Origin of the sequence: Humibacillus sp. DSM 29435 (genome assembly GCF_001758225.1) — a bacterium.
In the GTDB taxonomy this organism is placed as follows: domain Bacteria; phylum Actinomycetota; class Actinomycetes; order Actinomycetales; family Dermatophilaceae; genus DSM-29435.
Map to the genome: position 1 here is coordinate 75,471 of NZ_MAST01000003.1, position 25,216 is coordinate 100,686.

A 25,216-nucleotide genomic window follows, 5' to 3' on the forward strand; every position below is an offset into this window, starting at 1 on the left:
TAGTGCTCAGGTGTCGCGCAGGATGCGCAGGTGGCCACGGCGGCCGGACTCGACCGCGCCCGAACCGGCCTCCGCCGCCACCTCCGTGGCGGCTTCACGTCGCGCCCCGTCGGAGCGGACGGAACGCCCCGTGCTGTCGGAGCGTCGGCCCGGCCCGGCCTCACGCACCGCGTCGGCGAGCGCCAGCAGGTCGTCGGTGGCCTGGGCCGGCTCAGAGAACTCGCCCACCCGAACGACGTCCCAGCCCCGGGGGGCCGTCATGCGCTCGGCATGCACGAGGCAGAGGTCGTAGGTGTGCGGCTCGGCGTAGGTCGCGAGCGGTCCGAGCACGACGGCCCGGTCGGCGTACGCATAGGTGAGCGTGGCCACAGCGGGGCGAGAACACCCCGTCTTGGAACAACCACGTCGCAGACCCACGATCGTGGACTCTAGTCGTGCCGCTGTGGCGTGGTGGCGCACCACGCCGCGCAGCCCCCGACCTAGAGTGGATGCCGTGAGCCAGAGTTCCCCCTCGTCGCCTCCCCCCGGTGGCGATGACAGCAGCGGCCGCAGCCGCACGGTCCACGGCAGCCGACCCGCTCGTCCCGCCGGGAGCGTGCGGCGCGACCGGCACGGCCGAGGACACCGCGGCCCCCTCGCCTGGCCGCCGGTGCCGGTCATGACCTCGCGGCGGGATGCTTTCGACGGCTTCGTGCTCGACGCGGCGGCCCGGCTGGAGGCCACCTGTGGCCAGGCGTTCCCGCGCGTCGAGTTCGCCGTCGAGGACGTGCCCCGCGGGCCGGCGCCCTGGGACCACCTGGAGGTGGCGCTCGGTCGGCTCTACCCGGCCGTCGGATCGAGCGCGGCCCGCATCGTGGTCTACCGACGTCCGGTCGAGACCCGGGTCACCGACCGTCGCGACGTGGCCGCCCTGGTGGCCGACATCGTCACCGAGCAGGTGGCGGGGCTGCTCGGGGTGCCGCCCGAAGAGCTCGACCCCGGCTTCGGCGACTGATCAGTTCGCCACCTGCCGAACCGGGATCGACAGGGCCGTCAACGGGGCCGAGCTGAGGGCCGCGATGGACAGTCGGGGAACGCCCGAGGCGAGCCCCGACACGCTCACCGCCGCACGCACGTCGCCCCCGGGCTGGCTGACCCAGACCTGGTCGGCAGCACCGAGCCCGATCGAGACGACCGAGTCGGGCGCCACCACCGTGGGCAGGGCGCGGTCGTCGCCACCGGTCACGATGTGCACCACGACCTTGCCGCCGCGGCTGCCTCCCGCCAGGAGCAGCGAGCTCGCACTTCCCGAGGCGCTGAGGCCGGGAAGCGCCAAGCCCGCCAGCCCGTTCACCGGCCGGGTAGCCGGTGCCCAGCCGAAGTCACCCATGCGGTCGGCCCCGGTGGTCATCCGTCGCTCGACGTAGGCACCGGCGACGATCGGGTGGTCGGCGGTGAGGTGCAGCCCGGTCGGACCCGCCGGCAGGTCGAGGGCGACGTCGGTCGTCGAGCCCGCGGGAACGCGCACCGCACGCAGCTCAGCCGGTTGGGTCGGCCCCTGGGGCAGCAGCACCCGTACCTGCACGAGAGACTCGGTGTCGCCAGGGTTGACCAGCCGCACCATGGCGGCTCCTGACACGTCAAGACCGGCGATGACCTGGTCGGTCGAGGGCGCCGCCGATCTGGTCGCGTCGTCGACGCCTCGCGCGGTGGCGCCGTCGATCCACGCGTCGTCGAGCACCGCCGAGACGACGCCGCCGGTGGCCACGACGTGCACGCTCGGGCCCGGCTCCTCGGGGGCCAGCGCGTCGAGGGAGACCACGGCCCTCGACCGGGGCGGAATCGAGATGGCGCGGTTCTGCGCCGAGGCGACCGGCCCTGCTGCGCCGAAGACCTCGAACGACACCGAGACGGCGTTGGCGCCCGGGTTGCCCACGATGACGCGCTCGGTGCGTGAGGGTCCGCCTCCGCCGCCGACCAGCCAGACGTCGGAGGACGCGAGCCCGCACGGGGTCACCGCCAGGCCACGGTCGTCGTCACCGCGGCGTTCCCACACCTGTGTCGCCGCGAGCCCGGGCGCCAGGCCCAAGGTGGCGCCCGCCGTCACCATCTCCGGCCTGGTGAGAGGCGTCTTCACCGGTTCGCCCCGCTCAGCGGCGGTGGCGGCGGGCCGAGACCCTCCCACGGAGAGCGTCACCACACCGCTCGCCGCATCGGCCGGACGGTTGACACCGGCATCCGTGAGCGCGTCGACCGGCGGGGCCGACGCGGCCGCGCTGGACGTGCCAGTGACGTCGCGCAGGCCCTGGGCCCCGACCCGCTGTGGGCCGGGGCAGACCAGGGTTGCTGAGCTGACGAGCACGGTCGAGGAGGTCGCCAGGCCCGCTCGCTCGTGGGTCGCCGCGACCTGCACCGAGCCCGAGGTGCGGGTGGCGCCGAAGGCGACAGCGCCGACGGCCAGGGCCACCGAGCCCACTCGGACCAGGCCTGCGACATTCTTCACGAGCGCCTCCTCGAGCGGCGGTTGCCGAAGGGCAAGGCCATGAAGACGACGAACCCGAGCAGCACGCCCTGGCCCAGGCGCCACCACGGCGCCGCAGCCGCCAGGTCGACGCGTAGCTCGCCCGCGGTCTGCGGCAACGCGTAGGTCGGCTGGTCGGCGCCCGGCACGGCGACGAGCGGCACCTCGTTCCAGGTGACCAGCGCCTGCTGGGCCCAGCCCTCGGGTTCGGCCACGACCAGTCGTCTCGCCACGGGCGAGGCGGTGAGGTTCCCGTCGACCGCGGCGTGTGGGCCGACTGTGGGCACCGCCGCGAGCAGGGCGCCCTTGGCGTCGACGATCCGCACGCGTGACGGGGCGGTGGCCGGGGTGACCCCCGGGGCCGCCGCGAGCGGTGACACCTTCCAGAGGATGCCGTGCTCGCTGGTGCCGAGACGGCTCAGGCCCTCGGCGGCGTCGAGACGCCGCGCCAGGGGCGTGTCGGCGTCGCCGCGCACCTGCACGAAGCCGATGGCGAGCCGGGCCAGGCCGGCCGAGTCGAGCGAGTCGGCGTTGCGGCCGCCGACCATCTCGGCCACGGCCTCGACGAGCGCTGCGTCGTCGGTCGCGGCGGGCCGGTCGAGGTCGCGCAGCAGCTCTCCCGGCTCCTGCCCGACGAGCACGAAGTCGGTCACCGAGTCGGAGGGGCGCAGCAGGAGCAGCCGGTTGCCGAGTGGGCCGCTGCCCTGCTCGACCGCCACGGCCGGGAGGGTGGCCTGGCCCACGGTGAGCCGCTGCCCCAGGCCTTCGGCGCCCCAGCTCGCCGCCTGGGCGAGCGTGGACATCGCGGCGACCCCGATCACCGAGACGGCGACCGCGACGCGGAGGCGGTGGCCAGGTGACCTCAGCCAGGCGAGCACCGGGCGGCTTCCGACGAGAACACCGACGAGGATGCCGGCCAGCCACAGGTCGAGGCCCACGCCCGACCACAGATGGGCCGGGGCGGACACGCCGGCGCCGGTCTCGGCCGAGCCGAGCACCACCCGGCTCGCGCCCAGTGCGAGCACGACCCCGGCCACCGCGATCACGGCTCCGGAGGCCAGCGCCACGTTCTCGGCCCGGCCGCGGCCACGGACGGCGTAGCCGATGACACCGAGAACCACGACGGGGGCGATCAGCCAGGACGCGTGGGTGGCAACGGAGTCGGGCTGCGCCAGCAGAGCGCTCAGAACCGAGGTCTGCGGCGATGTCGTCACCAGGCCGGGGCCGGACAGCAGCAGCCGCCAGTCGTCGACGAACCGGGTGACCCACGGGCCGAGCAGGGCCACTGGCACGACGAGGAGCACGAGGCCGCGCCAGCGGCGGGTGCCCGGCCCGATCACGAGCAGCAGGAGGGCGGACACACTGGTCAACGCGAGCAGGGGTGGCGCGAAGCCGCCGAGCACCCCCGCGGCGAGCGCAGTTGCGAAGCTGGCGGTGTAGGTGCCGTCGCGGCGAGCCGCGAGCACGAAGCCCGCCAGCACGAACGGCAAGATGATGTGCGCGACGGCAAAAGTGACCCGACCCGAGGAGACAGCAGCCGTGATCACACTGCTCGACCCCCAGACCAGCGCCACCACGGCCCGGGCCCATCGCGAGGAGGTGACCACCCGGGCCGCAAGGTAGGTCGCCCACGCCGACAGCGGGGGCGCGAGGAACAGCAGCCAGGCGATCACGACGCCGGCGCTCGATCGACCGTCGGTGACGCCGGGGAGGCGCTCGGCCAACCAGGTCAGGCCCGAGAGCACGGCGAGGTGGGGGCCCGACTCGACTCCGGTGCCGAGGCCGGCCCCGTGCCAGGCATCCCGGAAGGCGTGCCACAGGCCGCTCGACCCCGTGGTCACCGCCCGCAGCTCACCCCCGGCGAGACCGGTGTTCGTCGGCGACAGACCCCCGGCGCGGATGGTGGCGCGCCACGCCACCGACGTGGCCACGGCGACAGCGACCACTGCGAGAAAGCCCGGATGCGTGGCGATGCGACGCGGCAGCGACGCCGGCAACGCAACCGGTGAGGCCGCGTCGTCGTCGACCGGACCGGTCTCGGTGGCCGGGGCCGACTCACGGCGGGGACGTGACCGCTCGGGCGTGACGGCATCCTGGATGTGGTCGAGCGTCGTGCGGGCGGCTGCCCCCGGGGTGACGAACAGGGTGGCGAGGTCGTCACGTCGGAGCTTCTTGGAGGTGCGTCCGCGCCAACGGGCACCGAGCACCTTGACCGGGTGCACCAGGGCGGCGAGGTCGGAGAGCTCGCGCCAGGCCTGCCGCGGTCGTTTGGCCAAGAGCAGGGCCAGGGCCGAGACCACGGCCGACAGCGCCATCCAGATCGCGAGGAAGGGCATGGCGAACGGCGAACACCGGGCGAGCACGACCTGTCGCGCGGCGCGGCGGCTGCCGCTCGCAGCATCGCGCCGGGCCCGGGCGACCGAGGGCGGGGGCGGCTCACCGGGCGACTCGACGAACGACCCGTCGCGCACCACAGCACTGGGAACCACGATGACCCGGTGGTCGGCGAGCTGGGCGCGCCAGCCGAGGTCGAGCGCGGCGCCGTGGCCCAGGAAGCTCGGGTCGAACCCGCCGATGTCGTCGTGGGTGGAGCGTCGTAGCAGCATTCCCGCCGTGCCGACGGCCAGCACGTCGGTGCGACCGTCGTGCTGCCCCTGGTCGGCCTCACCGGGCGCCGGTGAGGCGATGAGCCGCCCCGTTCGGGTGAGCGAGACTCCCATCTCGACCAGCTGTCGGGAGTCGACCGCGCTGACCACCTTCGGACCGGCCACCCCGACCGAGGGCGATCGCAGCACCGCCTCGAGCAGCCGGGCGAGCGTGGTGCGACGCGCGATGGTGTCGTGATGCAGCAGCCACACCCAGCCGGCCCGCGGGTCGCCCACCACGGGCAGCGCCTCGATGGCCCGGTCGATGGCCTCGCCGATGCCGACCTCGGCATCGAGACGAAGCACGCTGACCTCGGTGACCACGCGGCGCACGCCCTGGTGGGCCGACGCGATCGCGATCGAGCTGTCGGTGCTCGCGAGGTCGACGATGACGAGCCGCTCCGGTGGCAACGTCTGGGCCGCGATGGCGTCGAGGCAGCGCACCAGCACGTCGGCGCCGTCGCGCACGACGAGCACGGCGTCGAGGGTCACCCCGGCCACGGTGCCACGGGGCGGAGCCGGTGGGGTCATGGCTGCGCCGGCGTCGACCGGTGCCGCCCCCGTGGGAGCGGCGAGGGTTGCCATCAGCTCGTCGGGCACAGCGACCACCTCTGCCCGGACACCGCGAGGCGCCGGGGCTCGTCGGGCACGCTCAGACCGCGCGCTTCTTCAGCTTGCGCCTCTCGCGTTCGGACAGGCCGCCCCAGATGCCGAAGCGCTCGTCGTGCGCCAGGGCATACTCCAGGCACTCGGAACGCACGTCGCAGCCGACGCACACCTTCTTGGCCTCCCGGGTCGATCCCCCCTTCTCGGGGAAGAACGCCTCAGGATCGGTCTGCGCGCAGAGCGAACGCTCCTGCCACGACACCTCTCCCTCTTCGTCGATCTGATCCACCAACGCCACCAGTTCGTGCATGACCCCTCCTCGACCCTGACGTCCACACCTGTGTGTCAGCACTCGCTGTGTCCGACGCCGCCCTGACCCCGGATGGACCCACTGCGAAGAACACAACAATGGAATTACAAGCGTGTCATACGCCTCACGTCAAGCCCTGCATGATATTTGCTTGCGATTCGACCCAACTGATAAGGCCCTTCCGGCGGAGCACGGACCAGCTGGAAGACGAGCGCACGAAGACCGCATGACGACTTCGGGCCGAGTGCGGGCCGAGTTCGGGCCGAGTCCGATCCGAGTCCGATCCGGTTCGCCGCAGGCTCTCGGCCGGCGCCGCACGGTTCCCGCTGGTGGGCGGGGGCGGCAGGCGGGCTTGGGTCGGCTGGGGCGGGCTGTCGGTCAACCCTGGTTGGCCGGGGCGGTTCGAGTGCTGAGAGGATCGTCCTCATGCGCATCACCGCTCTCGCGGGTGGCGTGGGCGGCGCCCGGTTCCTCCGTGGCCTGCGCCGACACCTCGCCCAGCACCCAACACCGGGCTCCTCCGACGAGCCGGTGTCCCTGACCGTCATCGGCAACACCGGTGATGACATCACCCTGTTCGGGCTGCGCGTCTGTCCCGACATCGACACCCTGCTCTACACCCTCGGCGGGGGTGTTCACGAGGAGCAGGGTTGGGGGCGGGCCGATGAGACCCACTCCCTGTCCGACGAGCTCGCCGCGCTCGGCGCCGAACCCCAGTGGTTCACCCTGGGCGACAAGGACTTCGCCACCCACGTCTACCGGTCACAGCTGCTGGCCCAGGGTGTGCCGCTCAGCCAGGTGGTCGCTCGCCTGAGCGAACGGTGGGGGCTCGGGCAGCAGGGGGTCACCCTCCTGCCGATGACCGACACCCCCGTCGAGACGCACGTGGTGATCGACGACGGCGGCGACCAGCGGGCGATCCACTTCCAGGAGTGGTGGGTTCGCCATCGGGCAGCCGTGCCCGCGAAGCGTTTCGTCGTGGCCGGGCTCGACCGGGCCACGGCCGGCCCCGGAGTGCTCGAGGCGATCCGCGAGGCTGATGTCGTGCTGCTCCCACCGAGCAACCCCGTCGTCTCGATCGGGATCATCCTCGGGGTGCCGGGTGTCCGCGACGCCTTGCGTGGCACCCGTGCCCCCGTCGTCGGGGTGTCTCCGCTCATCGATGGTCGCCCCGTGCGCGGTCACGCCGACGTGTGCCTCCAGGCCATCGGGGTGGCGGCCACGAGTGAGGCCGTCGCCGGGCTCTACGCCGACTTCCTCGACGCCTGGCTGGTCTCCCCCGATGACCCCATGCAGTCGCGTCCCGGGCTGCACGTCGAGCACCGGCCACTGCTCATGGGCTCGCTCGACGCGGCCGCCGACCTCGCCGGGGCCGCCCTGGCTCGCGCCACCCGCCTCGGGCCGGGGCGGACCACGGCGTGAGTGCGTTCCCCGCCGGTGAGCCTGCCGGCACGGTCACGATCACCCCGCTGGGCGGCATCCCCGAGGTTCACGAGGGCGATGACCTCACCACGCTGATCGGGCTCGGGCTGTCGGCGAGCGGGGTGCAGCTGAGAGACGGTGACGTCGTCGTCGTCTCGAGCAAGATCGCGAGCAAGGCGCTGGGCCTGGTCACCGACGACCCCGACAAGGATCGCGTCGTGGCGGGCGAGACCGAGTACGTCGTGGCCGAGCGGTCGCTGCCGGGGCGGGTCACCCGGGTGGTTCGCTCCAAGGCGGGGCCCATCATGGCGGCGGCCGGGGTCGACGGCTCCAACACCGGTGACCGGGGTGGCTGGCTGCTGCTGCCCCATGACCCTGACGGCGTGTGCGAGCGGTTGCACGACGGCCTCACGAACCGGTACCGGGTGCGGCTCGGGGTCGTGCTCAGCGACACCTCGGCGCGGCCGTGGCGGCTGGGCCACTCCGACTTCGCGCTCGGGGCCCACGGGCTGCACGTCGTCGACGACCTGAGGGGCGCCGTCGATGCCGATGGCCGTGAGCTCAGCGTGACGACGCGGGCGGTCGCCGACGAGATCGCCGCCGCTGCCGACCTGGCCAAGGGCAAGACCGGCGCGGTTCCCGTCGCGGTCGTGCGTGGCCTCGCCACGCTGCTCGTCGACGGCGACCCGCGAAGCCACCCACGGGGGCGCGACCTGGTGCGCACCGGTCCGCACGACTGGTTCGGCCACGGACGCGTCGAGGCGGTCAGGGCGGCTCTGGGTGTCGTGCCCGGCAGCGAGGAGTCGGTGGCGGTCGGCATCCCCCCGAGTGAACCGGGCCAGGACCAGCTCGAGGCGGTCGGGCGGGCGGTTCGGCTGGCACTGCACGGACTGGACTCGGGCACGGCCGACATCGGACAGCTCTCGGTGACCCTGGGCGCCGAAACACCCTTCGAGCTCGGGTGGCTGTCGGCTCGGCTCCACGTTGCACTGTGGAGCGAATGGCTCGAGGGGTCAGCCGGGTCACCGAGCGCCGACGGCGCCTCCCTGGTCGTGGCGATCGCCGCACGCTCGACCCCCTGACCGCGCCACACTTCTTGCGCGACGCGCGGCGCGACGCGCCAAAAGTGCTGGATTCACGACACCACCTGCGCGACGCGCGGCGCGACGCGCCAAAAGTGCTGGATTCACAACACCACCTGCGCGACGCGCGGCGCGACGCGCAGCAGGGGTCGGCGCTGGAGCGTCAGCTCATGGTGAAGACGACTTTGCCGAAGACCTCGCCCTCGATCATCTTCGCGAAGCCGTCACGTGCGTCGGCGAGCGGCATGACCGAGTCGATCACGGGCTCGATCTTCGCCTGCACCAGGAACTTGGTCAGTCGCGAGAGCTCGTCGCGCGTACCCATCGTCGAGCCGATCACCCGAAGCGGCTTGAAGAAGATCTTCGTCAGCTCAGCCTTCGGGCCGTCGCCTGAGGTGGAGCCCGAGATGACGAGAGTGCCGCCGGGCCGCAGCGAGTTCACCGAGTGCGACCAGGTGGCCGCTCCGACCGTCTCCATGACGGCATCGACGCGTTCGGGCAGCCGTTCGCCCGATGCGAACGCCCGGTCGGCCCCGATCTGCACGGCCAGCGCCCCCCGCGCCTCGTCGCGCGAGGTGACCCACATCCGGTAGCCGGCCGCCGAGCCCAGCTGCACCAGCGCGGTGGCCACCCCTCCCCCTGCGCCCTGCACGAGCACCGTGTCGCCGGGCTGCGCACCCGAGTTCGTGAACAGCATCCGGTAGGCCGTGAGCCACGAGGTCGACAGGCACGCTGCGCTCTCCCACGACAGACCGGCAGGCTTCGCCACGAGGTTGTGGCTGGGCACGGCAACCTTCTCGGCGAGGGTGCCGTCATGCACCTCCGACAGCAGCGACCGGCGGGGGTCGAAGGTCTCGTCACCCCGCCAGCCATCGGAGGCGACGACGGCGTGCACGATGACCTCGTTGCCGTCGGCGTCGACCCCGGCGCCGTCGCAGCCGAGAATCATCGGCAGCCGGTCGGCCGGCAGCCCGGCGCCACGCAGCGACCAGACGTCGTGGTGGTTGAGCGCGGCCGCCCGGAGGCTGACGACGGTCCAGCCGTCGCGGGGCTGCGGGTCGGGGCGGTCGCCGACGACGAGACCCGATAGGGGGTCGGTGGGCGACTGGGTGGCGGCGTAGGCAGCGAGCATCCGCTCAGCCTATGCCGACCGTCCTGGGTCCTGGGCCTCCCCGAGCGCTCGGGCCTGCCCCGCGACACCGACGCGGGCCGCCACCGCCATCGCCACGGCCGGTGCGACGCGACGGTCGAAGACGCTCGGAACGATGTGGGATGCCGTAGGCGCCTCCACGAGGGAGGCGATGGCTTCTGCGGCTGCGAGCTTCATCGACTCGGTGATCGACCGGGCCCCCGAGTCCAGGGCGCCGCGGAAGATCCCCGGGAACGCCAGCACGTTGTTGATCTGGTTCGGGAAGTCTGACCTCCCCGTGGCGACCACCTCGGCGAAGCGCGCCGCAACACTGGGGTGCACCTCGGGGTCGGGGTTGGCCAGCGCGAAGATGATGGCCCGTGGCGCCATCGCCAGCAGGTCGCGTTCGGCGATGGTGCCGCCGGACACCCCGATCAGCACGTCGGCGCCCCGCAGCGCGGCACCGATACCGCCGGTCACCCGCCGCGGGTTCGTGATCTGCGCGATCTCCCGCTTGTGGGGGGCCAGACCTGCGCGCGACCCTTCGATGACGCCGGTGGAGTCGACCACGATGACCTCGCCTATCCCCGCGGTCAGGAGGATCTTGGCCACGGCCACTCCGGCGGCGCCCGCCCCCGAGACGACCACCGTGAGGTCGTTCAGCCGCTTCTCGACCACAAGGGCTGCGTTGCGTAGCGCCGCGAGTGCCACGATCGCGGTTCCGTGCTGGTCGTCGTGGAACACCGGGATGTCGAGGAGCTCTTTGAGGCGTCGCTCGATCTCGAAGCACCGCGGGGCAGAGATGTCCTCGAGGTTGATGCCGCCGTAGGTCGGCGCGATACGCGCCACCGCTTCGACGATCTGTTCCACCGTGCCGGTCTGCATGCACACCGGCACGGCGTCGACATCGGCGAAGTGCTTGAACAGCACGGCCTTTCCCTCCATCACGGGCAGCGCGGCGAGCGGCCCGATGGCACCGAGCCCGAGCACCGCGGTGCCGTCACTGACCACGGCGACCGTGTTCTGACGGGTCGTGTAGCGGTCGGCCAGCGACGGGTCGGACGCGATGGCGAGACACACCTGCGCGACACCGGGGGTGTAGAGCAGCGACAGGTCGGCGGCGTCGCGTAGCGGTGCGCTCGCCTGCACGGTCAGCTTGCCGCCTTCGTGGGCCCGGAACACCGGGTCGGCAGGGTTGAAGCCACGACGGACAGGTAGGGCACTCATGAGAACACCTCGTTCACGACGGGAGAAAAGGGGGCCAAGGCCTGCACCGGGGTGGTCAGTGCTGGTTGCTGGCCTGGTCTGGCCGTCCGAGCTGGAACATCTCGCGTGGCGGGAGGTGGCCCGCGCCGCCAGTGTGACAGCGGATGCCGTCTCACCGGTGACGCGTGTGAGCGGCGTCTCAGCCGACCGGTCGAGTCTCGGCCAACGCCCGTTGCAGCGCGTCGACGACCCGCGGGTCGTACTCGTAGCCCAGGCCGAGATAGATGCGCTCGAGCGCCTGCTCGCGCGCCCGTCGACTGCGCGCCCCTGCGGTGAGATCCTCGTAGGCGTTGACGACCTTGACGATGCGGCTCGTCAGCGGGATCTGCTCGCCGAGCTCGCGCACCTGACGGTACGGGGTGGTCTGGTGTTCCAAGATGGTGGCCACATCATCGAGCACCCCGGTCTCGCGAACGATCGCAACGGTGTCGGCCTCGATGCGCCGCTGGTCGGCCGGAGCGGCGAGCACGGTCGCTCCCCCGGGGATGGGGTCGACGAGCGCCACCTGGCCGATGTCGTGCAGCAGGGCCGCGTACTCGAGGTCGAGCAGGGCACGCTCGGAGAGGCCGAGCTCGCGACCCACCGACACCGACAACGCCGCCACGCGCTCCGAGTGGCCCGAAGGGGTGTAGCCGGCAACATCCGTCAGGCGTGAGAGCGTTCGGATGCTCTGCAGGTAGGTCGCACGGATCGCGAGATATCGGCGGAAAGCGAACTGCGTCAGCACCAGAGGCGCGAGGAAGAACGGTAGCGAGGCTATCCCGAGTGGCTCGGAGGCGAGTGCGATCAGCACACCGGTGACGGCGACCGCCGTCGAGAGCGCCGCCGACGAGCGCACCTCGTCGACCACGAGCCGACGCAGGTTGTGCATGGCCGGAGCCGTGTGCACGGTCGCCGTGAACAGCAGGTCGGCCAGCAGGGCCACGACGGCGATGCCGAGCAGCAGCACGGCGAGCTGCCACGGAGGCAGGCCGTCATCGGGGGCCGGCGACTGCCCCTCCTGTCGGAGGTACAGCGTGCGGTAGAGCAGCGCGGCCACGACGACAGCCACGAACCGTCCGGTCGACTCAACGGCGCTCGCGGGGCGCCCGCTCGCCCGGCGCAGCGCCAGCCCGATGGCCATCGCCGTGCCCGAGACGGCGATGATGACCAGGGCGCCGTAGGGCAGTCGCTGCGTCTCGGGCAGGTCGACGACGAAGCACAGACCGAAGGCCGCAGCCATCGAGATGGGGGCTGAGCCGCGCAGTCCCGGAGCCGACAGCGCGAAGACCTCACCGAGCACGATGACGACGGCGAAGGCCGCCAACACCCCGAGGACCGCCCAGCTCGACCACACCGCCGGGCCGGTCGCACTCACGGCGGCCACGTCGGCCGCGACCAGGCTGGCACCGCCCAGCACCATGGTGGGCCCCTGCCCACCCCGCTGCGTCGCCATCAGTCGGCGACCGTGGCCAGGGCGACCCAGCCATGGCGGTCGAGCACCACCCGGGCCGCATCGAGCACGGCGGGGTCGTAGCGGCCGACCTCCTCGCGGAGCAGCTGGAAGGCCTCGACCGAACCGAGGGTGGCGTGACCGCCGCGTTCCTCGGTCAGCTCGACGAACCGGCCGGCCACGGCCACGACCCGAGCGGCCACCGGAATGTCGGGGCCGGCCAGCCCGTCGGGTCTTCCGCTGCCGTCGTAGTGCTCGTTCTGGTGCTGGATGCCGGAACGGGCGTCCTCGAGGAAGTCGATGCCCTCGATCATCCGGGCCCCGATAGCGCAGTGCTGGTCGAGCACGTGCCGCTCGCTGTCAGTGAGCGACTCGGCAGGACGGCGCAACAGCCGCGTCGGTACGCCGAGGCGGCCGACCTCGTGCAGGATCGCGGCGTAGCGCACGGTGCCGATCTGCGACGGCGCCAGCGCGAGCTCCTCGGCGATCCACTCGGCGATCCGGGCCGAGCTGCGGCTGCGGGCAGCGGCCCCAGGGTCCTTGCGCGCCAAGGCGGTCACGAGGGTCTCGATCGTGCGCTCGTGAGAACGTAGCTCTTCGCCGTACTGGATGAACGCCCACCGGGCGGCGAGCAGGGGCACGATCACCAGCAGCGCGCTGAACGCGCTCAGCTTGGCGGGGAACCAGAGGATGACGAACAGGAAGCCGATCACGCCGTAGCCGATGTAGGCCACGCCCGACGTCGTCAGGATCCGCCTTACGAGCCCCCCGAACGGTGCCCCGCCGTAGAAGTGCATCACGCCCGAGAGGAGCACCGCGTTGACCAGGCACTGCACGACGTCGGCCACCATGATGGGAATCCCCACCTGCACGACCAAGCCGGCGGGGCCAACCAGAACGGGGATTTTCGCCAACCCGCCTGCGTACACGTAAGCCCAGGCGCCAGCGGCCCCGATGATCGAGGTCATAGAGATGTTGAAGACCCAGCGAGACCAAGGAATTCGTTTTCGGACAACCGATACCGAGACCAACCCGACCACCCACGCGCCGCCCGGCCCGAGAATCGACGCCGACGCCAGCAGGATGATGCTCAGGAACGAGAACTCGACCCGTGACCCGACGTTAGGCTCTCTGAGGTTGAAGCTGAGGATCCCCAAGGCGCAGAGGATGAGCAGGGACCCCAGTTCGGGCGGCCGGCCGCGAGTGAACGAGAAGCCCCCGAGAACCGCGGAAAAGAGCACCACCAGCGCGATGTAAGCCATACCAGCACGCGGAATGGAGATGGCCTTCTGGGTGCCCTCCTCATCGGCCGGCAGGGCCGCCAACACCGCTGGTTCAGACACTGTCGCTCACCAGGCGAGAATGCGTCCCGGATAGGGGTGAAAGCAAGAGTGACGCCCTGCCAACGTCAGGTGGACGAAGCTCAGCCGCCCCAGGTCCAGGTGTTGGCGATCACGGTGAGTACCTGAACGACCGCGTGCGGGGTCATCGCGAGGGACGAGAGGATGGCTGAGAACATTGGGGACTCCTTCGAACGGCATGCAAGGGGACATACTTCGCTAAACGCCCATAACGAACATGGGGGGGAGGGTAACCATAACCTTCCTGCCCGACGTGTCAAACCTCGGGGAATCTTGAAGAGCAGTCATCCCCAAATCGGCGTCGCGCGGGCGAAACGTCGACCGGGCGACTGACCGTTTGGGACCGCCATACCGATTGTGACACACTGGCGTCTCGTGCCTTGCCGTCGAAGTGTCGGTCAAGGCCTTTTCCCGACGAAAGAGCCGACCATGAGCAAGCGCGCCCGCAAGCGTCGCTCCCGCAAGGGCAAGGCCGCCAACCACGGCCACAAGCCCAACGCCTGAGCCGCAGACGCGATGAGGCCCGCCCCTCCAACGGGGGGCGGGCCTCATGACGTTCGTGGGCGGCGGCGTGCTGGGGAGCGGCGCCTCAGAACCGGCGATCGATGCGATCCACGCTGACGACCGTCATCGAGATCCGGCTCATGATCGTCATGCGCAGGGCGTCGGGGGCACTCTCGCACCCGCACGAGCGCTTGATCAGGGCCTTGAGTGTGGTGTCGAGGTCGTACTCCTTGAGACAGGGACCGCACTCGTCGAGGTGCGCCTGGATCTTGGCGACGTCATCAGGCCCGAGCTCGCCGTCGAGGAACTCGTAGACCCGCAGCAACGCCTCGGAGCACTCCGCGCTGGGGCTGAGAGCGTGGTCGCTCATGACGGGCTTCCTTCCTGGCTGGCGCGGGCCACCGCGGTCTTGCCCGCTCCGCCCTTGGCGGTCGCGGTGGCGAAACCACGCTCACCGGCATACTCGGCGAGCAGCTCGCGAAGCTGGCGGCGACCGCGGTGGAGCCGGCTCATGACCGTGCCGATCGGGGTGTCCATGATCTCAGCGATCTCCTTGTAGGCGTAGCCCTCGACGTCGGCGAAGTACACCGCCAACCGGAACTCCTCGGGGATCGACTGGAGCGCACGCTTCACATCACTGTCGGGCAGGTGGTCGAGCGCCTCAGCCTCAGCCGACCGAAGACCGGACGAGGTGTGCGACTCGGCCCGAGCGAGCTGGTAGTCCTCCACCTGCGCGGTGTCGCTCTCCAGGGGCTGCCGCTGCTTCTTGCGGTAGCTGTTGATGTAGGTGTTGGTGAGGATGCGGTACAGCCACGCCTTGAGGTTGGTGCCGGGGCGGTACTGGTGGAAGGCGGCGTACGCCTTCGCGAACGTCTCCTGCACGAGGTCTTCAGCGTCACTGGGGTTTCGCGTCGTTCGCAGGGCCGCGCTGTAGAGCTGGTCGAGCAGCGGCATCGCCTCCCGCTCGAAGCGGCCGCGGCGCTCATCGGCGGTCTCGGAGGCGACGTCGGCACGGGCATCTGCGAGCGCGAGGTCCTCCGCCTCGTCGACGACGCGAACACCAGACTGCGCACCGACGGCCCCCTGGGTGGCGGAGTCGAGAACAGCCGTGGCCGACGTGGGGTCGAGATTCTTGTCCTTGGTGGTCATCGCCTCCCAGCCTAGCCCGCGACCGCTGGGCTGCCGTCGCGTCATTGGGGCGGCCCCGGTCGGGGGGCGTGGAGGTGAGATGACCATGATGGGTGCAACGGCGCCCCACCGAGCAGCATTCCCGACAGTGACCTCTCGACGGCCGTGAGGGTCTCGAGCAGGACCGTGCGGGAGCCGGCCGGGAAGCTGTGGGCGCCTGGCACCTCGAGCAGAGTGGCACCCGCCGGCAGGTGCGGCCTGACCTCGTCCGGCGTGCCGAACGGGTCTCGAGCGCCCTGCACCACCCAGGTCGGGTCGGGTGCGAGTGCGAGCTCATCGGCCCTGCTCTTCTCGGGCCGACCCGGCGGATGCAGCGGAAAGCTCAGCAGCAGAGCGGCATCCGCCCCGGTGGACTTTGCCGTGCGACAGGCGACGCGGGCCCCCGCACTGCGCCCACCGACGACCAGGGGGCGCGGCAGCCTGCCGCGGCCCCTGGTGAGGGCGTCCAGCATCGGCACCCAGGCGGCGTCGAGCGAGGCGGGACGCCCGGCGATCCTCCGGCCGGCGACCATCCACGGCTGCTCGACGAGCACGAAAGCCCAGCCGGCGGCCACGAGAACGTCGCGGGCGACAGTGAGGTCGAGCGGCCATGAGGCGCCGAGCGAGCCACCCGCCCCGTGAGAGAGAACCACCGTGCCGTGGGCGCGCGGGGGGCGCGAGACGTGGGCACGACCGGGGCCCTCAGGGGTCGCGATCTCCCGCACGGAGACAGCCGCCCGGCTCGCGCGCAGGGCCGGCGTCACGGCGTCATTCGCCGATGACCTCACCGGTCATCGGGTCGATGACCCCCACCAGCTCGCTGGGCGGGGGCGGGTCGAGCAGGCCCGGGCCGTTGTTGCGCGTCGCGCCCACGCCGCGGCCGACGGGGTGTGCCTCGAACCGTCCCGGCCGCGCGAACTCGAGAAAGGGGCGAACCGCCTCGGGGTCCACCTCGTCGGGGTCGAGCCAGGGCTCCCACTGCTCGCGTTCGAGCACCAGCGGCTGACGGTCGTGGATACGGTCCATCCCCGGGTCAGCGGCCGTGGTGATGATGGTGAAGGTGGTCAGCCAGGCGTTGGGGTCGTCGCGGTCGACCTCCTGGTCGCGCCAGAACTCGTAGAGCCCGGCGAACGCCACCGCGTCGCCGTCAGCACGGTGGATGAAGAAGGGCTGCTTGCGCGGCTTGCCCTTGGCGTCGAGGGCCGTCGGCGAGACCTGCCACTCGTACCACCCCTGCGCCGGCACGAGACACCGCCGGGATCGCGCCGCCTGAGCGAACGCCCCTTTGCCCAGCACCGACTCGGCCCGGGCGTTCGTCATCCGCAGACCCATCTTGAGGTCCTTGGACCACGACGGCACGAGGCCCCAGGTCAGAAGGCGTAGCTGACGGCGCGTTTCCGCCTCCGCCTCCGCCCCCCGGGAGGAGCGGGTGAGCACCACGGGGGCCTGCTTGGACGGGGCCATGTTCCAGTCGGGCTCGCCGGGCGGTGGGCTCTGCGGGTTCTTCAGCACCGAGCGCGTCGCCTCGTCGGTGCGGTCGTCGTCGACGTCGAACGCCCCGATGAGCTCATCGGGGCGAGCGCTCGCGGCGTACCTCCCACACATGGGGGCCAGCCTAAGCGGCCGACTGACGGCCGGGAACGTTGCTGGGCGGGTATGTCGCTACCGTAGGTGCCCACGGAACACGATGGCCGCGCCCGAGGGGGCCCGCGCCCGAGGAGGAAGTCTCAATGATCGTTCGTCGTCTGGCCCGCCCGCTCCTGGCCTCGGTGTTCATCGCGGGAGGCATCGACGCCCTGCGCCACCCCGGTGCCCGCACCGACCAGGCTGCCCACCTGCTCCAGAAGGTGCCCGGTGACTCGGTGCCGAACGACCCTGACCTCGTGGTGCGCGTCAACGGGGCGGCGCTGTTGGGCGGTGGGCTGCTGCTCGCCACCGGGCGGCTGCCGCGTCTCGCCTCGACCATCCTGGCCGCCTCGATCGTGCCGACCACGGCGATCGAGCACGCCTTCTGGGAGGAGAGCGACCCGGCCAAGAAGGCCCAGAGCAAGAGCCTGTTCCTCAAGAACGTCGGCCTGCTCGGGGGGCTGTTGCTGGCCAGCGTCGACACGGCCGGCAAGCCCGGCCTCGCCTGGCGGGCCCAGAACGCCGGCAAGACCACCCGCCGTGAGGCTCGCCACGCTAAGAAGGCGGCCTCCAGAGAGGCTCGCCTGCTGGCCCATCGAGCGCAGGACGTCGTGAGCTGAGTTGGCTTCCGCACACCATCCCAGGAGGGCCGTGGTCCCTCAGGACAGCCGCGACGAGACCCCCGACGGCACCAGTGACGACTGGGCCGCTCCCACCGCCGACGGGCCCCTCGATGCGACGGTGCTGCTGCCCGGCAGCAAGTCGCTGACCAACCGCTACCTCGTGCTGGCGTCGCTCGCGAGTGAGCGATCTCGGCTGAGGGCGCCGCTCCGTTCCCGTGACACTCTGCTCATGGCAGCGGCGTTGAGGTCGCTGGGCGTACGCATCGATGACGTTGCGGCAGAGGGAGACTCCGCGGCCAGCGTGACCGACTGGGTGATCACGCCACCGCAAACCCTGACCGGTGGGGTCGACATCGACTGTGGCCTGGCCGGAACGGTGATGCGGTTCCTGCCGGCCGTCGCAGCGCTGGCCGATGGCCGGGTGCGGCTCGACGGCGACCCACAGGCGCGCCGCCGACCCATGGCTCCGGTCGTCGACGCCCTGCGCACGCTCGGCGCCGAGATCACCGACGACGGCTCGGGCGGTCTTCCGATCGTGGTGGCAGGCACAGGGCGGATGCCGGGCGGCTCCGTCACGATGGACGCGTCGGCCTCCTCCCAGTTCATCTCGTCACTACTGCTCGCCGGGGCCCGCTACGACAACGGCGTGACGGTGCACCACGACGGCAAGCCGGTACCCAGCGAGCCGCACATCCTGATGACGGTCGAGACCCTGCGCGACGCCGGCGCCATCGTCGACGACTCCGAGCCGAACACGTGGCGGGTCGAGCCGTCGGAGATCAACGGGCTCGATGTGTCGGTCGAGCCCGACCTGAGCAACGCCGGCCCCTTCGTGGCCGCTGCCCTGGTCGCTGGAGGCACGGTGCGCGTGCCGGGCTGGCCGCAGTACACCACCCAGGCCGGCGATCTCATGCGCGAGATCCTCGACGCCATGGGGGCCGACGTGCGGCTCGACCGGGCGGGCCTCACGGTCAGCGGCACCGGGGAGCTGGTCGGCATCGACATCGACCTGCACGACGCGGCCGAGCTGACGCCCACGGTGGCCGCTCTCGCGGCCCTGGCCTCGACCACGTCGTGGATCCGCGGGGTGGCCCACATCCGCGGGCACGAGACCGACCGTCTGGCCGCCCTCACCCGCGAGCTGACGGCCCTGGGCGGGGTGGTGCAGGAGACCGAGGACGGCCTGCGCCTGACTCCCGCCCCTCTGCGCGCGCTGGGCGGTGGCCGCTTCCGCAGCTACCACGACCACCGAATGGCCACCGCCGGTGCCATTCTCGGTCTGCGCGTACCCGGCCTCAGGGTCGAGAACATCGACACCACGGCCAAGACGCTGCCCGACTTCACCGGCCTATGGAACGGCATGCTCGCCAGCGCGTCGCGCGTGGCCGACGACGCCCCGTCGCGATGAGCCGGCGCGAGCTCGACGAGAGTGATGTGCGAGTTCGCCCCAGCCGCAAAGGGTCTCGGCCCCGAACCAAGGAGCGACCCGCCCACGCCGACGCCGTGGTGTCAATGGTCATCGGGGTCGACCGAGGTCGCTACACCTGTCTCATCCCGAAGGGCGCCCTCGGCAAGAAGGAGCCGGAGCGGGTCGTCACGGCGATGAAAGCCCGTGACATCGGGCGCACCCGGGTGGTCGTCGGCGACGACGTCGCCCTCGTGGGTGACCTCGCAGGGGGGCCGGACGCGTTGGCCCGGATCGTGCGCATCGAGGATCGCCGTTCGGTGCTGCGCCGCACGGCCGACGACACCGACCCCTACGAGCGCATCATCGTCGCCAACGCCGACCAGCTCGTCATCGTGACCGCTCTCGCTGATCCCGAGCCCCGACCCAGGATGGTCGACCGCTGTCTCGTCGCCGCCTACGACGCCGACCTCGACCCGCTGCTTGCCCTCACCAAGGCCGACCTGGTCGACCCGGCCGACTTCCTCGCGCACTACACGCCGCTCGAGGTCGCGCACGTCGTCACCTCGAGCGCGGGCGGCGAGGTGGTAGGCGTGGATGCCCTGCGAGAGAGGCTCACGGGTCGGGTCTCGGTGTTCGTCGGGCACTCCGGGGTCGGCAAGAGCACCCTGGTCAACGCTCTGGTGCCGGGAGCGTTTCGCGCGACCGGAGTCGTCAACGACACCACCGGCCGGGGTCGGCACACCTCGACGAACGCGGTGGCCCTGAGGTTGCCCGACGACCCCGACGGCTGGGTCATCGACACCCCCGGCATCCGGTCGTTCGGGCTCGCCCACATCGACGTCGACCACATCATCGACCACTTCCCCGACCTGGCCGCGGGCACCGGCGACTGCCCTCGGGGCTGCACCCATGACGAGCCGGAGTGCGGCCTCGACGCCTGGGTCGAGGGAGGGCATGCCGGCCCCGCGGGCGTCTCGCGCCTTGAGTCGCTTCGGCGACTGCTGCGCACCCGCAACCCCGCAGAGGACCATTAGCCGTCGGCTGGGGCTCAAATCCGTCGGCGGGGTGACAGCGCTCCCGGCAAAGGTCGAACAGCAGCGCCTTGTCGGGCGATGATGGGCTTATGTCCGAGACGTTCGAGCTGATCCCCGAGACCTCTGCCGCGGAGCGCGAGGTTGCGGACCTCATGCCCATCCAAGCGGAACGGGGGCGCGCCGAGCGGGCCCGTGACTCGGTTCCACTCTGGTTCCACACCTTTGCCCTATCGCCCGGCGTCTACACGCCGGGGATTGCGCGCGATCACGTTTACCGTCTCCCCCTCCTCCACGCAGACCGCTTCGTAGGGCGCAGCGTGCTCGACATCGGAACGTTCGACGGTTTCTACAGCTTCCTGGCCGAGAGCCTCGGAGCGCGCCGCGTGGTGGCCGTCGACAACGAGCAGTACGTCAGCTGGGTGCGTGAGCGGTTCGACGTGACGTTGCCGGGCGGCGCCGGCTTTCGAGCGGTCGCCGACCTGCTGGGGTCGACGGTCGAGTACCGACAGATGGACGCGCTCGACGTGCGCGCCCTTGATGAACGCTTCGACGAGGTGCTCTGTTTCGGCATCCTGCACCGGGTCACCAACCCCATCGCGTTGCTTCAGGCCCTCGCCGACGTTCTCAGCCCGACGGGCGAGATCGTGCTCGAGACATACGGCTCGCACCTGCCCGGTGACATCCGAGCGATTGACGTGCACGCGCCGGGGGAGGTCTACCCCCGCGACAGCTTCCTCTACTGGGGCTTCCCGGCCGAGGGCCTGCGCCAGCTGGGTCGCATCGTCGGCCTCGACGACGTCGCCGTCGTCAGCACGACCGAGATCGACGGCCATCCTCGCATCATGGCCACGATGCGAGCCAGCCGCTGAACAGAGTCGTCAGCACGGGTGGATGCAAGGCCCCGCTCGGCTGGCTGGGTGTTGAGCCCCGGCGGATCCACGATCGTCAGCGTCAGGCGGCTAGGTTGACCCGGTGACCTCATACGACGACGACCTCCGGCTCGCTCACGTTCTGGCCGATGCCGTCGAGCGGCTCACCATGTCGCGCTACCGCGCCGAAGACCTCGTCGTCGAGAGCAAACCCGACCTCACGCCCGTGACCGACGCCGACCGGGGCGCCGAAGAGCTGATTCGGATGCAGCTGAAGCGCACCCGGCCCCGCGACGCGGTCGAGGGCGAGGAGTTCGACACCACCGGGCGCGGTCAGCGCCGCTGGATCATCGACCCCATCGACGGGACGAAGAACTTCGTGCGCGGCGTACCCGTGTGGGCGACCCTGATCGGGCTCGTCGACGACGGGCGTCCGGTGCTCGGTCTCGTGTCGGCCCCGGCCCTGCAACGACGGTGGTGGGCGGCATCCGGCTCTGGCGCCTGGACCGGTCGTTCGCTCACGTCGGCGCGGCGCATCTCCGTCTCGAAGGTCTCCGACCTGTCGGACGCCTCGCTCTCGTACTCCTCCCTCGGCGGGTGGCGTGAGCGCGGACGCGGAGCCGACTTTCTCAACCTCATGGACGACTGCTGGCGGTCCCGGGCCTACGGCGACTTCTGGTCGTACATGCTGGTCGCCGAGGGCGCGGTCGACATCGCCGCCGAGCCCGAGCTGGAGGTCTACGACATGGCCGCTCTGGTGACCATCGTCCAGGAGGCCGGCGGGCGCTTCACCGGCCTCGACGGCGCCGACGGCTGCTGGAGCGGCAGCGCCCTCGCCACCAACAGCCTGCTGCACGACGAGGTGCTGGCGCGCATCGGCGACGACCGGGGCGAGGATGAGTGAGCCCGGGCACCCCGGCCGCGCGGTCGACCCCGGCGCGGTTGACGCGACGGTGCGCCCCGCGACGTCATCCGACGTCGACGTGCTCGCCACGGTCGCCGCGGCCACCTTCGCCCTGGCCTGCCCGCCGCACCTGACCATCGACCGCATCGACGCCTTCATCGACGGCGTGCTCTCACGTAGCCGCTTCGAGGAGTATCTCGAAGACGCTACGAGGCGAGTGCTGCTCGCCGAGCGCAGCGGCCGCCCCCTCGGCTACGCCATGCTCGTCGATGCCGAACCGTCTGACCCCGACGTCGCCGCGGCGATCCGGCTCCGGCCGACGGTCGAGCTGAGCAAGATCTATGTGGTTCCCGAGGCGCACGGAAGCGGCGGGGCACGGTCGCTGATGGATGCCGGTCTCGACTGGGCCCGTACGCGCGGCGCCCTCGGCGTGTGGCTCGGGGTCAACCAGCAGAACGAGCGAGCGCAGCGGTTCTACACCAAGAGCGGGTTCACGGTGGTCGGAACGAAGCGCTTTCTCGTCGGCGACCGCCACGAGGACGACTTCGTCATGGAACGCCCGCTCTGACCCTGTACGAAAGTGGCCACTCGACCGGGTGGGGCTCGTTCCCGTCGAGTGGCCACTTTCGTACGTCGGTGAGATGGGGTCAGTCGTCGGTGACGACCGTGACCTCACCGAGCCCGAGGGCTTCGAGCGGCTCGCGGTGCTGTGACGCATCACCGACGACGACGATCGTCCAGCCCGCCCCCCGCGCACCCGACCCCACGCCGGCGAGACGTGTGAAGCGCTCGTAGGCGTCGGTGACCCGGTCGCGGTCGACCGTCACCAGGTCGTGCAGGTTGGCCGTCGTGAAGGCGGTCGTCCGACCGTCCATCGCCATCCCGACCGCCTCGTCGGCGATCGCGTCGGCCGTGGCGAACCGGCCCGGTGCGGTCTTGGCGATGTAGTCGACGCCGGCGCGAACCTCCTTCTCGGAGAAGCCGTCTCGACCCCCTTCGAGGATGTCGACGATGATGCCGATCGACTCCGCCGTGACGTCGGCCCGCACCGACCCGAACGTCAGGAAGCTGCCCCCTCCCCGTTTCGGGCGGAAGCTTGAGCGGGTGCCGTAGGTGTAGCCCTTCTCCTCGCGCAGCACGGCGTCGAGGCGGGCCGTGGGCGACCCGCCGAGCACATAAGCCAGCACGGGGTAGGGCGCCCATCCGCCCGGAGCCGACCGGTCAGGGCCGGGGGCACCAACGAGGAAGTCGCTCTGCACGGCCCCCGGGCGGTCGACGAGCACGACCCGAGAGCGGTGGTTCGCGTGCGTGGCCGACCGCTCGATGAAACGCGCGCGGGCGGGGCCGGACGGCCAGTCTGCGAGCGCAGCGTCGACGAGTGCCGGCACGTCGAGACCGCCGAGGTCTCCCGCCACCACGAGCGTCGAGCCGGATGCCGTGACGTGCTGTCGGTAGTGGGCCGCCACGTCGTCGCGGGTGATGGTGGAGACGGTCTCCGGGGACCCTCCGGTCGGCCGTGACGACCGGTCGGTCGGGGCGTAGAAGGTTCGTACGAACTCGAGCATCGAACGGTTCGCGCCGATCGAGCGCTCCTGCTCGATCTCGGCCAGCCGACTGCGCACGTGGCGCGCCACCTCGGCCTCGCGGAACACCGGCTCGGTGAGGATCTGGCGCAACAGGTCAAGGGCCGGCTCGAGGTTGCCCTTCACGACGTCGAGATCGAGGGACAGCCCGGCATCCGAGACGCCGGCACCGTAGCCGACCCCCTTGCGCTCGAGCAGCCGGGCGAACTCCTCGGCCGTGCAGGTTTCCGTGCCCTCGTCGAGGGTGCGGGCCATGATCGTGCCGACCCCCTCACGAAGGGTCGGCTCGGAGTCGAGCGGCACCGGCACCGCGAGGCGCACCGACACGACGTACTGGCCCGGCACGTCGTAGGTGACCAGGTGCAGACCGTTGGGCAGGTCGTGGGTCGTGGCTGCGGGGAAGTGCCACGGGGCGGGGGGCGCCACGGTGGGGCGCGTGACCTGGCTCATGCGGCGACCTCAGCCTCGTCGCGGGCCAGGTAGCGAACCACCGCCCGTGAGGAGGGGACCAGCCACACCGCGGCGGCCGCCCGCACCTCGTCGGCCGTGATCGCGCGGAGCCGGTCGACGAAGGTGTTGACGTAGGCAGGGTCGCCCGTCAGCAGCGCGTGGTGGCTGATGTGGTCGGCCCGTTCCTCGATGCTGGCCAGGGCGCTGAGCCACGAGCGTTCGGTGTCGGCGACCACCGACTCGAGCTCGGCCTCGTCGGGCCCCTCGTCGATGAAGCGGGTCAGCTCGTCGCAGATCGCCGCCTCGACCTCGTCGGGGTCGGCACCCTCGGCCACGTCGGCGGTGATGGCGCCGAGGCCCACCCCGTCGACCAGACCCATGGTCCAGCCCCCCACCGACGTGGCGGTCTCGTCGGTGCGCACCAGTCGGCGCATCAGGCGCGAGCTGGCCAGGCCGGCGACCACGTCGACGGCGATCGAGGCCGCCAGGTAGTCGGGCGTGGCGTCGACCGGCATCCGGAACGCGACGTAGAGGCGGTCGTTCGGCACGTCTCCCGCGCGGTCGACCCGCACCGGGGTCGCGAGGGGCTCCAGCTGCGGGAGCCGCTCCCGCCGCTGCAGCTCGATGGCCGGCAACGGGCCGAAGTACGTCTTCGCCGCAGCGAACCCCTCCTCGGGGGTGAGATCGCCGACGAGGGTGAGCACCGTGTTGTTCGGGCCGTAGTGGGCCCGGAAGAAGGCGTGCACGTCATCCAGCGTGGCTGCGTCGAGGTCGTCCATCGAACCGATGGTGGGGTGATGGTAGGGGTGACCCTCGGGGAACGCCGCGGCGTACACGTCGATGAGCGCCGAGCCGTACGGCATGTTGTCGTAGCGCTGGCGCTTCTCCTCCTTCACCACGTCGCGCTGGTTGTCGAGGTTCTCCTGGGTGAGCGCGTCGAGCAGGTGACCGTGCCGGTCGGCCTCGAGCCACAGGGCGAGGTGCAGAGCCCCGGTGGGCACCGTCTCGAAGTAGTTCGTGCGGTCGAACCACGTCGTGGCGTTGAGGCGCGCGCCCTGCTCCATCAGCGCCGAGAAGTGCTCACCCGAGGCGACATTGCGGCTGCCCTGGAACATCAGGTGCTCGAAGAGATGCGCGAAACCGGTGCGCCCGGGGCTCTCGTGACGGGAGCCGACATCGACCCAGAGGTTGACCGCGACGTTGGGCACGGTGTGGTCCTCCGAGACGACGACCCGCAGGCCGTTGGCGAGGGTGGTCTCCGCGAGCGGGTACGAGATCGCTGTCACGCATCGAGC

General features: G+C 71.3%; 24 protein-coding genes. 10 read left to right on the forward strand and 14 right to left on the reverse strand.

Features of this window, described 5'->3' with window-relative positions; translation table 11 throughout:
* Positions 1-6: 6 nt before the first annotated feature.
* Positions 7-417, reverse strand: a complete 411-nt coding sequence (locus tag BA895_RS24295; RefSeq protein ID WP_070190555.1) for a DUF3499 domain-containing protein — start codon at positions 415-417, stop codon at positions 7-9.
* Positions 418-493: 76 nt separating this feature from the next.
* Between BA895_RS24295 and BA895_RS03360 the strand changes: the two genes are divergently transcribed.
* A complete protein-coding gene (locus BA895_RS03360; protein WP_254666299.1) occupies positions 494-994 on the forward strand; it encodes a metallopeptidase family protein in 501 nt (166 codons plus the stop codon).
* Here the strand turns inward: BA895_RS03360 and BA895_RS03365 are convergent, their stop codons facing one another.
* From BA895_RS03365 to BA895_RS03375, 3 genes are read right to left on the reverse strand one after another with little or no spacing between them, the layout of a single operon-like run.
* On the reverse strand, positions 995-2,482 hold the full coding sequence (locus tag BA895_RS03365) for a DUF5719 family protein (protein WP_070190485.1): 1,488 nt from the start codon (positions 2,480-2,482) through the stop codon (positions 995-997). It abuts the gene before it with no gap.
* Positions 2,479-5,745, reverse strand: a complete 3,267-nt coding sequence (locus tag BA895_RS03370; protein ID WP_070190557.1) for a glycosyltransferase family 2 protein — start codon at positions 5,743-5,745, stop codon at positions 2,479-2,481. Before BA895_RS03370 ends, BA895_RS03365 begins: the two co-directional genes overlap by 4 nt.
* 52 nt (positions 5,746-5,797) lie before the next feature.
* Positions 5,798-6,061: a WhiB family transcriptional regulator gene (locus tag BA895_RS03375; RefSeq protein WP_070190486.1), complete on the reverse strand. Its 264-nt coding sequence runs from the start codon at positions 6,059-6,061 to the stop codon at positions 5,798-5,800.
* Positions 6,062-6,487: 426 nt separating this feature from the next.
* Between BA895_RS03375 and cofD the strand changes: the two genes are divergently transcribed.
* On the forward strand, positions 6,488-7,483 hold the full coding sequence (gene cofD, locus BA895_RS03380) for a 2-phospho-L-lactate transferase (protein ID WP_070190487.1): 996 nt from the start codon (positions 6,488-6,490) through the stop codon (positions 7,481-7,483).
* A complete protein-coding gene (locus tag BA895_RS03385; RefSeq protein ID WP_070190488.1) occupies positions 7,480-8,565 on the forward strand; it encodes a coenzyme F420-0:L-glutamate ligase in 1,086 nt (361 codons plus the stop codon). Before cofD ends, BA895_RS03385 begins: the two co-directional genes overlap by 4 nt.
* A 163-nt stretch (positions 8,566-8,728) precedes the next feature.
* Here BA895_RS03385 and BA895_RS03390 read toward each other — a convergent pair whose 3' ends face one another.
* From BA895_RS03390 to BA895_RS03405, 4 genes are all read right to left on the reverse strand, one after another.
* Entirely contained in the window at positions 8,729-9,697 is a 969-nt protein-coding gene (locus BA895_RS03390; protein ID WP_070190489.1) for a zinc-binding dehydrogenase, read from the reverse strand.
* Between the two features lie 9 nt (positions 9,698-9,706).
* Positions 9,707-10,921: an NADP-dependent malic enzyme gene (locus tag BA895_RS03395; protein ID WP_070190490.1), complete on the reverse strand. Its 1,215-nt coding sequence runs from the start codon at positions 10,919-10,921 to the stop codon at positions 9,707-9,709.
* A 178-nt stretch (positions 10,922-11,099) separates the two neighbouring features.
* Complete coding sequence (locus BA895_RS03400) at positions 11,100-12,395, reverse strand: HD-GYP domain-containing protein (protein ID WP_083282924.1); 1,296 nt, start codon at positions 12,393-12,395, stop codon at positions 11,100-11,102.
* Positions 12,395-13,735, reverse strand: coding sequence for an HD-GYP domain-containing protein (locus tag BA895_RS03405; RefSeq protein WP_070190492.1), 1,341 nt, complete (start codon positions 13,733-13,735; stop codon positions 12,395-12,397). The genes BA895_RS03400 and BA895_RS03405 overlap by 1 nt, the downstream gene beginning before the upstream one ends.
* Before the next feature lie 447 nt (positions 13,736-14,182).
* Between BA895_RS03405 and BA895_RS24850 the strand changes: the two genes are divergently transcribed.
* Positions 14,183-14,257, forward strand: coding sequence for a 50S ribosomal protein bL37 (locus BA895_RS24850; RefSeq protein WP_371327687.1), 75 nt, complete (start codon positions 14,183-14,185; stop codon positions 14,255-14,257).
* Positions 14,258-14,342: 85 nt separating this feature from the next.
* Here the strand turns inward: BA895_RS24850 and rsrA are convergent, their stop codons facing one another.
* The 4 genes from rsrA to BA895_RS03425 are packed head-to-tail and all read right to left on the reverse strand — an operon-like array spanning position 14,343 to position 17,029.
* Positions 14,343-14,627, reverse strand: coding sequence for a mycothiol system anti-sigma-R factor (gene rsrA / locus BA895_RS03410; protein WP_070190493.1), 285 nt, complete (start codon positions 14,625-14,627; stop codon positions 14,343-14,345).
* On the reverse strand, positions 14,624-15,406 hold the full coding sequence (locus tag BA895_RS03415) for a sigma-70 family RNA polymerase sigma factor (protein WP_083282925.1): 783 nt from the start codon (positions 15,404-15,406) through the stop codon (positions 14,624-14,626). The genes rsrA and BA895_RS03415 overlap by 4 nt, the downstream gene beginning before the upstream one ends.
* 41 nt (positions 15,407-15,447) lie before the next feature.
* Complete coding sequence (locus BA895_RS03420; protein WP_175442245.1) at positions 15,448-16,188, reverse strand: alpha/beta family hydrolase; 741 nt, start codon at positions 16,186-16,188, stop codon at positions 15,448-15,450.
* A 4-nt stretch (positions 16,189-16,192) separates the two neighbouring features.
* Positions 16,193-17,029: an SOS response-associated peptidase gene (locus BA895_RS03425; RefSeq protein WP_070190495.1), complete on the reverse strand. Its 837-nt coding sequence runs from the start codon at positions 17,027-17,029 to the stop codon at positions 16,193-16,195.
* Positions 17,030-17,154: 125 nt separating this feature from the next.
* On the opposite strand from BA895_RS03425, the gene BA895_RS03430 reads away from it, so the two are divergent.
* From BA895_RS03430 to BA895_RS03455, 6 genes are all read left to right on the forward strand, one after another.
* The gene (locus BA895_RS03430) at positions 17,155-17,670 is read left to right on the forward strand and encodes a DoxX family membrane protein (protein WP_070190496.1); all 516 of its coding nucleotides are present in this window, start codon (positions 17,155-17,157) and stop codon (positions 17,668-17,670) included.
* 31 nt (positions 17,671-17,701) lie between these two features.
* Entirely contained in the window at positions 17,702-19,081 is a 1,380-nt protein-coding gene (gene aroA, locus BA895_RS23840; protein ID WP_070190497.1) for a 3-phosphoshikimate 1-carboxyvinyltransferase, read from the forward strand.
* On the forward strand, positions 19,078-20,115 hold the full coding sequence (gene rsgA / locus BA895_RS03440; RefSeq protein ID WP_070190498.1) for a ribosome small subunit-dependent GTPase A: 1,038 nt from the start codon (positions 19,078-19,080) through the stop codon (positions 20,113-20,115). Before aroA ends, rsgA begins: the two co-directional genes overlap by 4 nt.
* 89 nt (positions 20,116-20,204) lie before the next feature.
* Entirely contained in the window at positions 20,205-20,984 is a 780-nt protein-coding gene (locus BA895_RS03445; RefSeq protein WP_070190499.1) for a bifunctional 2-polyprenyl-6-hydroxyphenol methylase/3-demethylubiquinol 3-O-methyltransferase UbiG, read from the forward strand.
* Between the two features lie 103 nt (positions 20,985-21,087).
* Positions 21,088-21,888: a histidinol-phosphatase gene (gene hisN, locus BA895_RS03450; RefSeq protein WP_070190500.1), complete on the forward strand. Its 801-nt coding sequence runs from the start codon at positions 21,088-21,090 to the stop codon at positions 21,886-21,888.
* The gene (locus BA895_RS03455) at positions 21,881-22,456 is read left to right on the forward strand and encodes a GNAT family N-acetyltransferase (protein ID WP_070190501.1); all 576 of its coding nucleotides are present in this window, start codon (positions 21,881-21,883) and stop codon (positions 22,454-22,456) included. The genes hisN and BA895_RS03455 overlap by 8 nt, the downstream gene beginning before the upstream one ends.
* A 79-nt stretch (positions 22,457-22,535) precedes the next feature.
* Here BA895_RS03455 and BA895_RS03460 read toward each other — a convergent pair whose 3' ends face one another.
* Both BA895_RS03460 and BA895_RS03465 read right to left on the reverse strand, forming a co-directional pair.
* On the reverse strand, positions 22,536-23,921 hold the full coding sequence (locus tag BA895_RS03460) for a pitrilysin family protein (RefSeq protein ID WP_070190502.1): 1,386 nt from the start codon (positions 23,919-23,921) through the stop codon (positions 22,536-22,538).
* On the reverse strand, positions 23,918-25,207 hold the full coding sequence (locus tag BA895_RS03465; RefSeq protein WP_070190503.1) for a pitrilysin family protein: 1,290 nt from the start codon (positions 25,205-25,207) through the stop codon (positions 23,918-23,920). The genes BA895_RS03460 and BA895_RS03465 overlap by 4 nt, the downstream gene beginning before the upstream one ends.
* Positions 25,208-25,216: the final 9 nt, after the last annotated feature.

What these genes read in the sequence shown, in the direction of transcription:
- BA895_RS03375 (WP_070190486.1), bottom strand. Translation starts at nt 6,061, where the DNA reads ATGCACGAACTGGTGGCGTTGGTGGATCAGATCGACGAAGAGGGAGAG.
- cofD (WP_070190487.1), top strand. Translation starts at nt 6,488, where the DNA reads ATGCGCATCACCGCTCTCGCGGGTGGCGTGGGCGGCGCCCGGTTCCTC.
- BA895_RS03390 (WP_070190489.1), bottom strand. Translation starts at nt 9,697, where the DNA reads ATGCTCGCTGCCTACGCCGCCACCCAGTCGCCCACCGACCCCCTATCG.
- BA895_RS03395 (WP_070190490.1), bottom strand. Translation starts at nt 10,921, where the DNA reads ATGAGTGCCCTACCTGTCCGTCGTGGCTTCAACCCTGCCGACCCGGTG.
- BA895_RS03400 (WP_083282924.1), bottom strand. Translation starts at nt 12,395, where the DNA reads ATGGCGACGCAGCGGGGTGGGCAGGGGCCCACCATGGTGCTGGGCGGT.
- rsrA (WP_070190493.1), bottom strand. Translation starts at nt 14,627, where the DNA reads ATGAGCGACCACGCTCTCAGCCCCAGCGCGGAGTGCTCCGAGGCGTTG.
- BA895_RS03415 (WP_083282925.1), bottom strand. Translation starts at nt 15,406, where the DNA reads ATGACCACCAAGGACAAGAATCTCGACCCCACGTCGGCCACGGCTGTT.
- BA895_RS03425 (WP_070190495.1), bottom strand. Translation starts at nt 17,029, where the DNA reads ATGTGTGGGAGGTACGCCGCGAGCGCTCGCCCCGATGAGCTCATCGGG.
- BA895_RS03430 (WP_070190496.1), top strand. Translation starts at nt 17,155, where the DNA reads ATGATCGTTCGTCGTCTGGCCCGCCCGCTCCTGGCCTCGGTGTTCATC.
- rsgA (WP_070190498.1), top strand. Translation starts at nt 19,078, where the DNA reads ATGAGCCGGCGCGAGCTCGACGAGAGTGATGTGCGAGTTCGCCCCAGC.
- BA895_RS03445 (WP_070190499.1), top strand. Translation starts at nt 20,205, where the DNA reads ATGTCCGAGACGTTCGAGCTGATCCCCGAGACCTCTGCCGCGGAGCGC.
- BA895_RS03455 (WP_070190501.1), top strand. Translation starts at nt 21,881, where the DNA reads ATGAGTGAGCCCGGGCACCCCGGCCGCGCGGTCGACCCCGGCGCGGTT.
- BA895_RS03460 (WP_070190502.1), bottom strand. Translation starts at nt 23,921, where the DNA reads ATGAGCCAGGTCACGCGCCCCACCGTGGCGCCCCCCGCCCCGTGGCAC.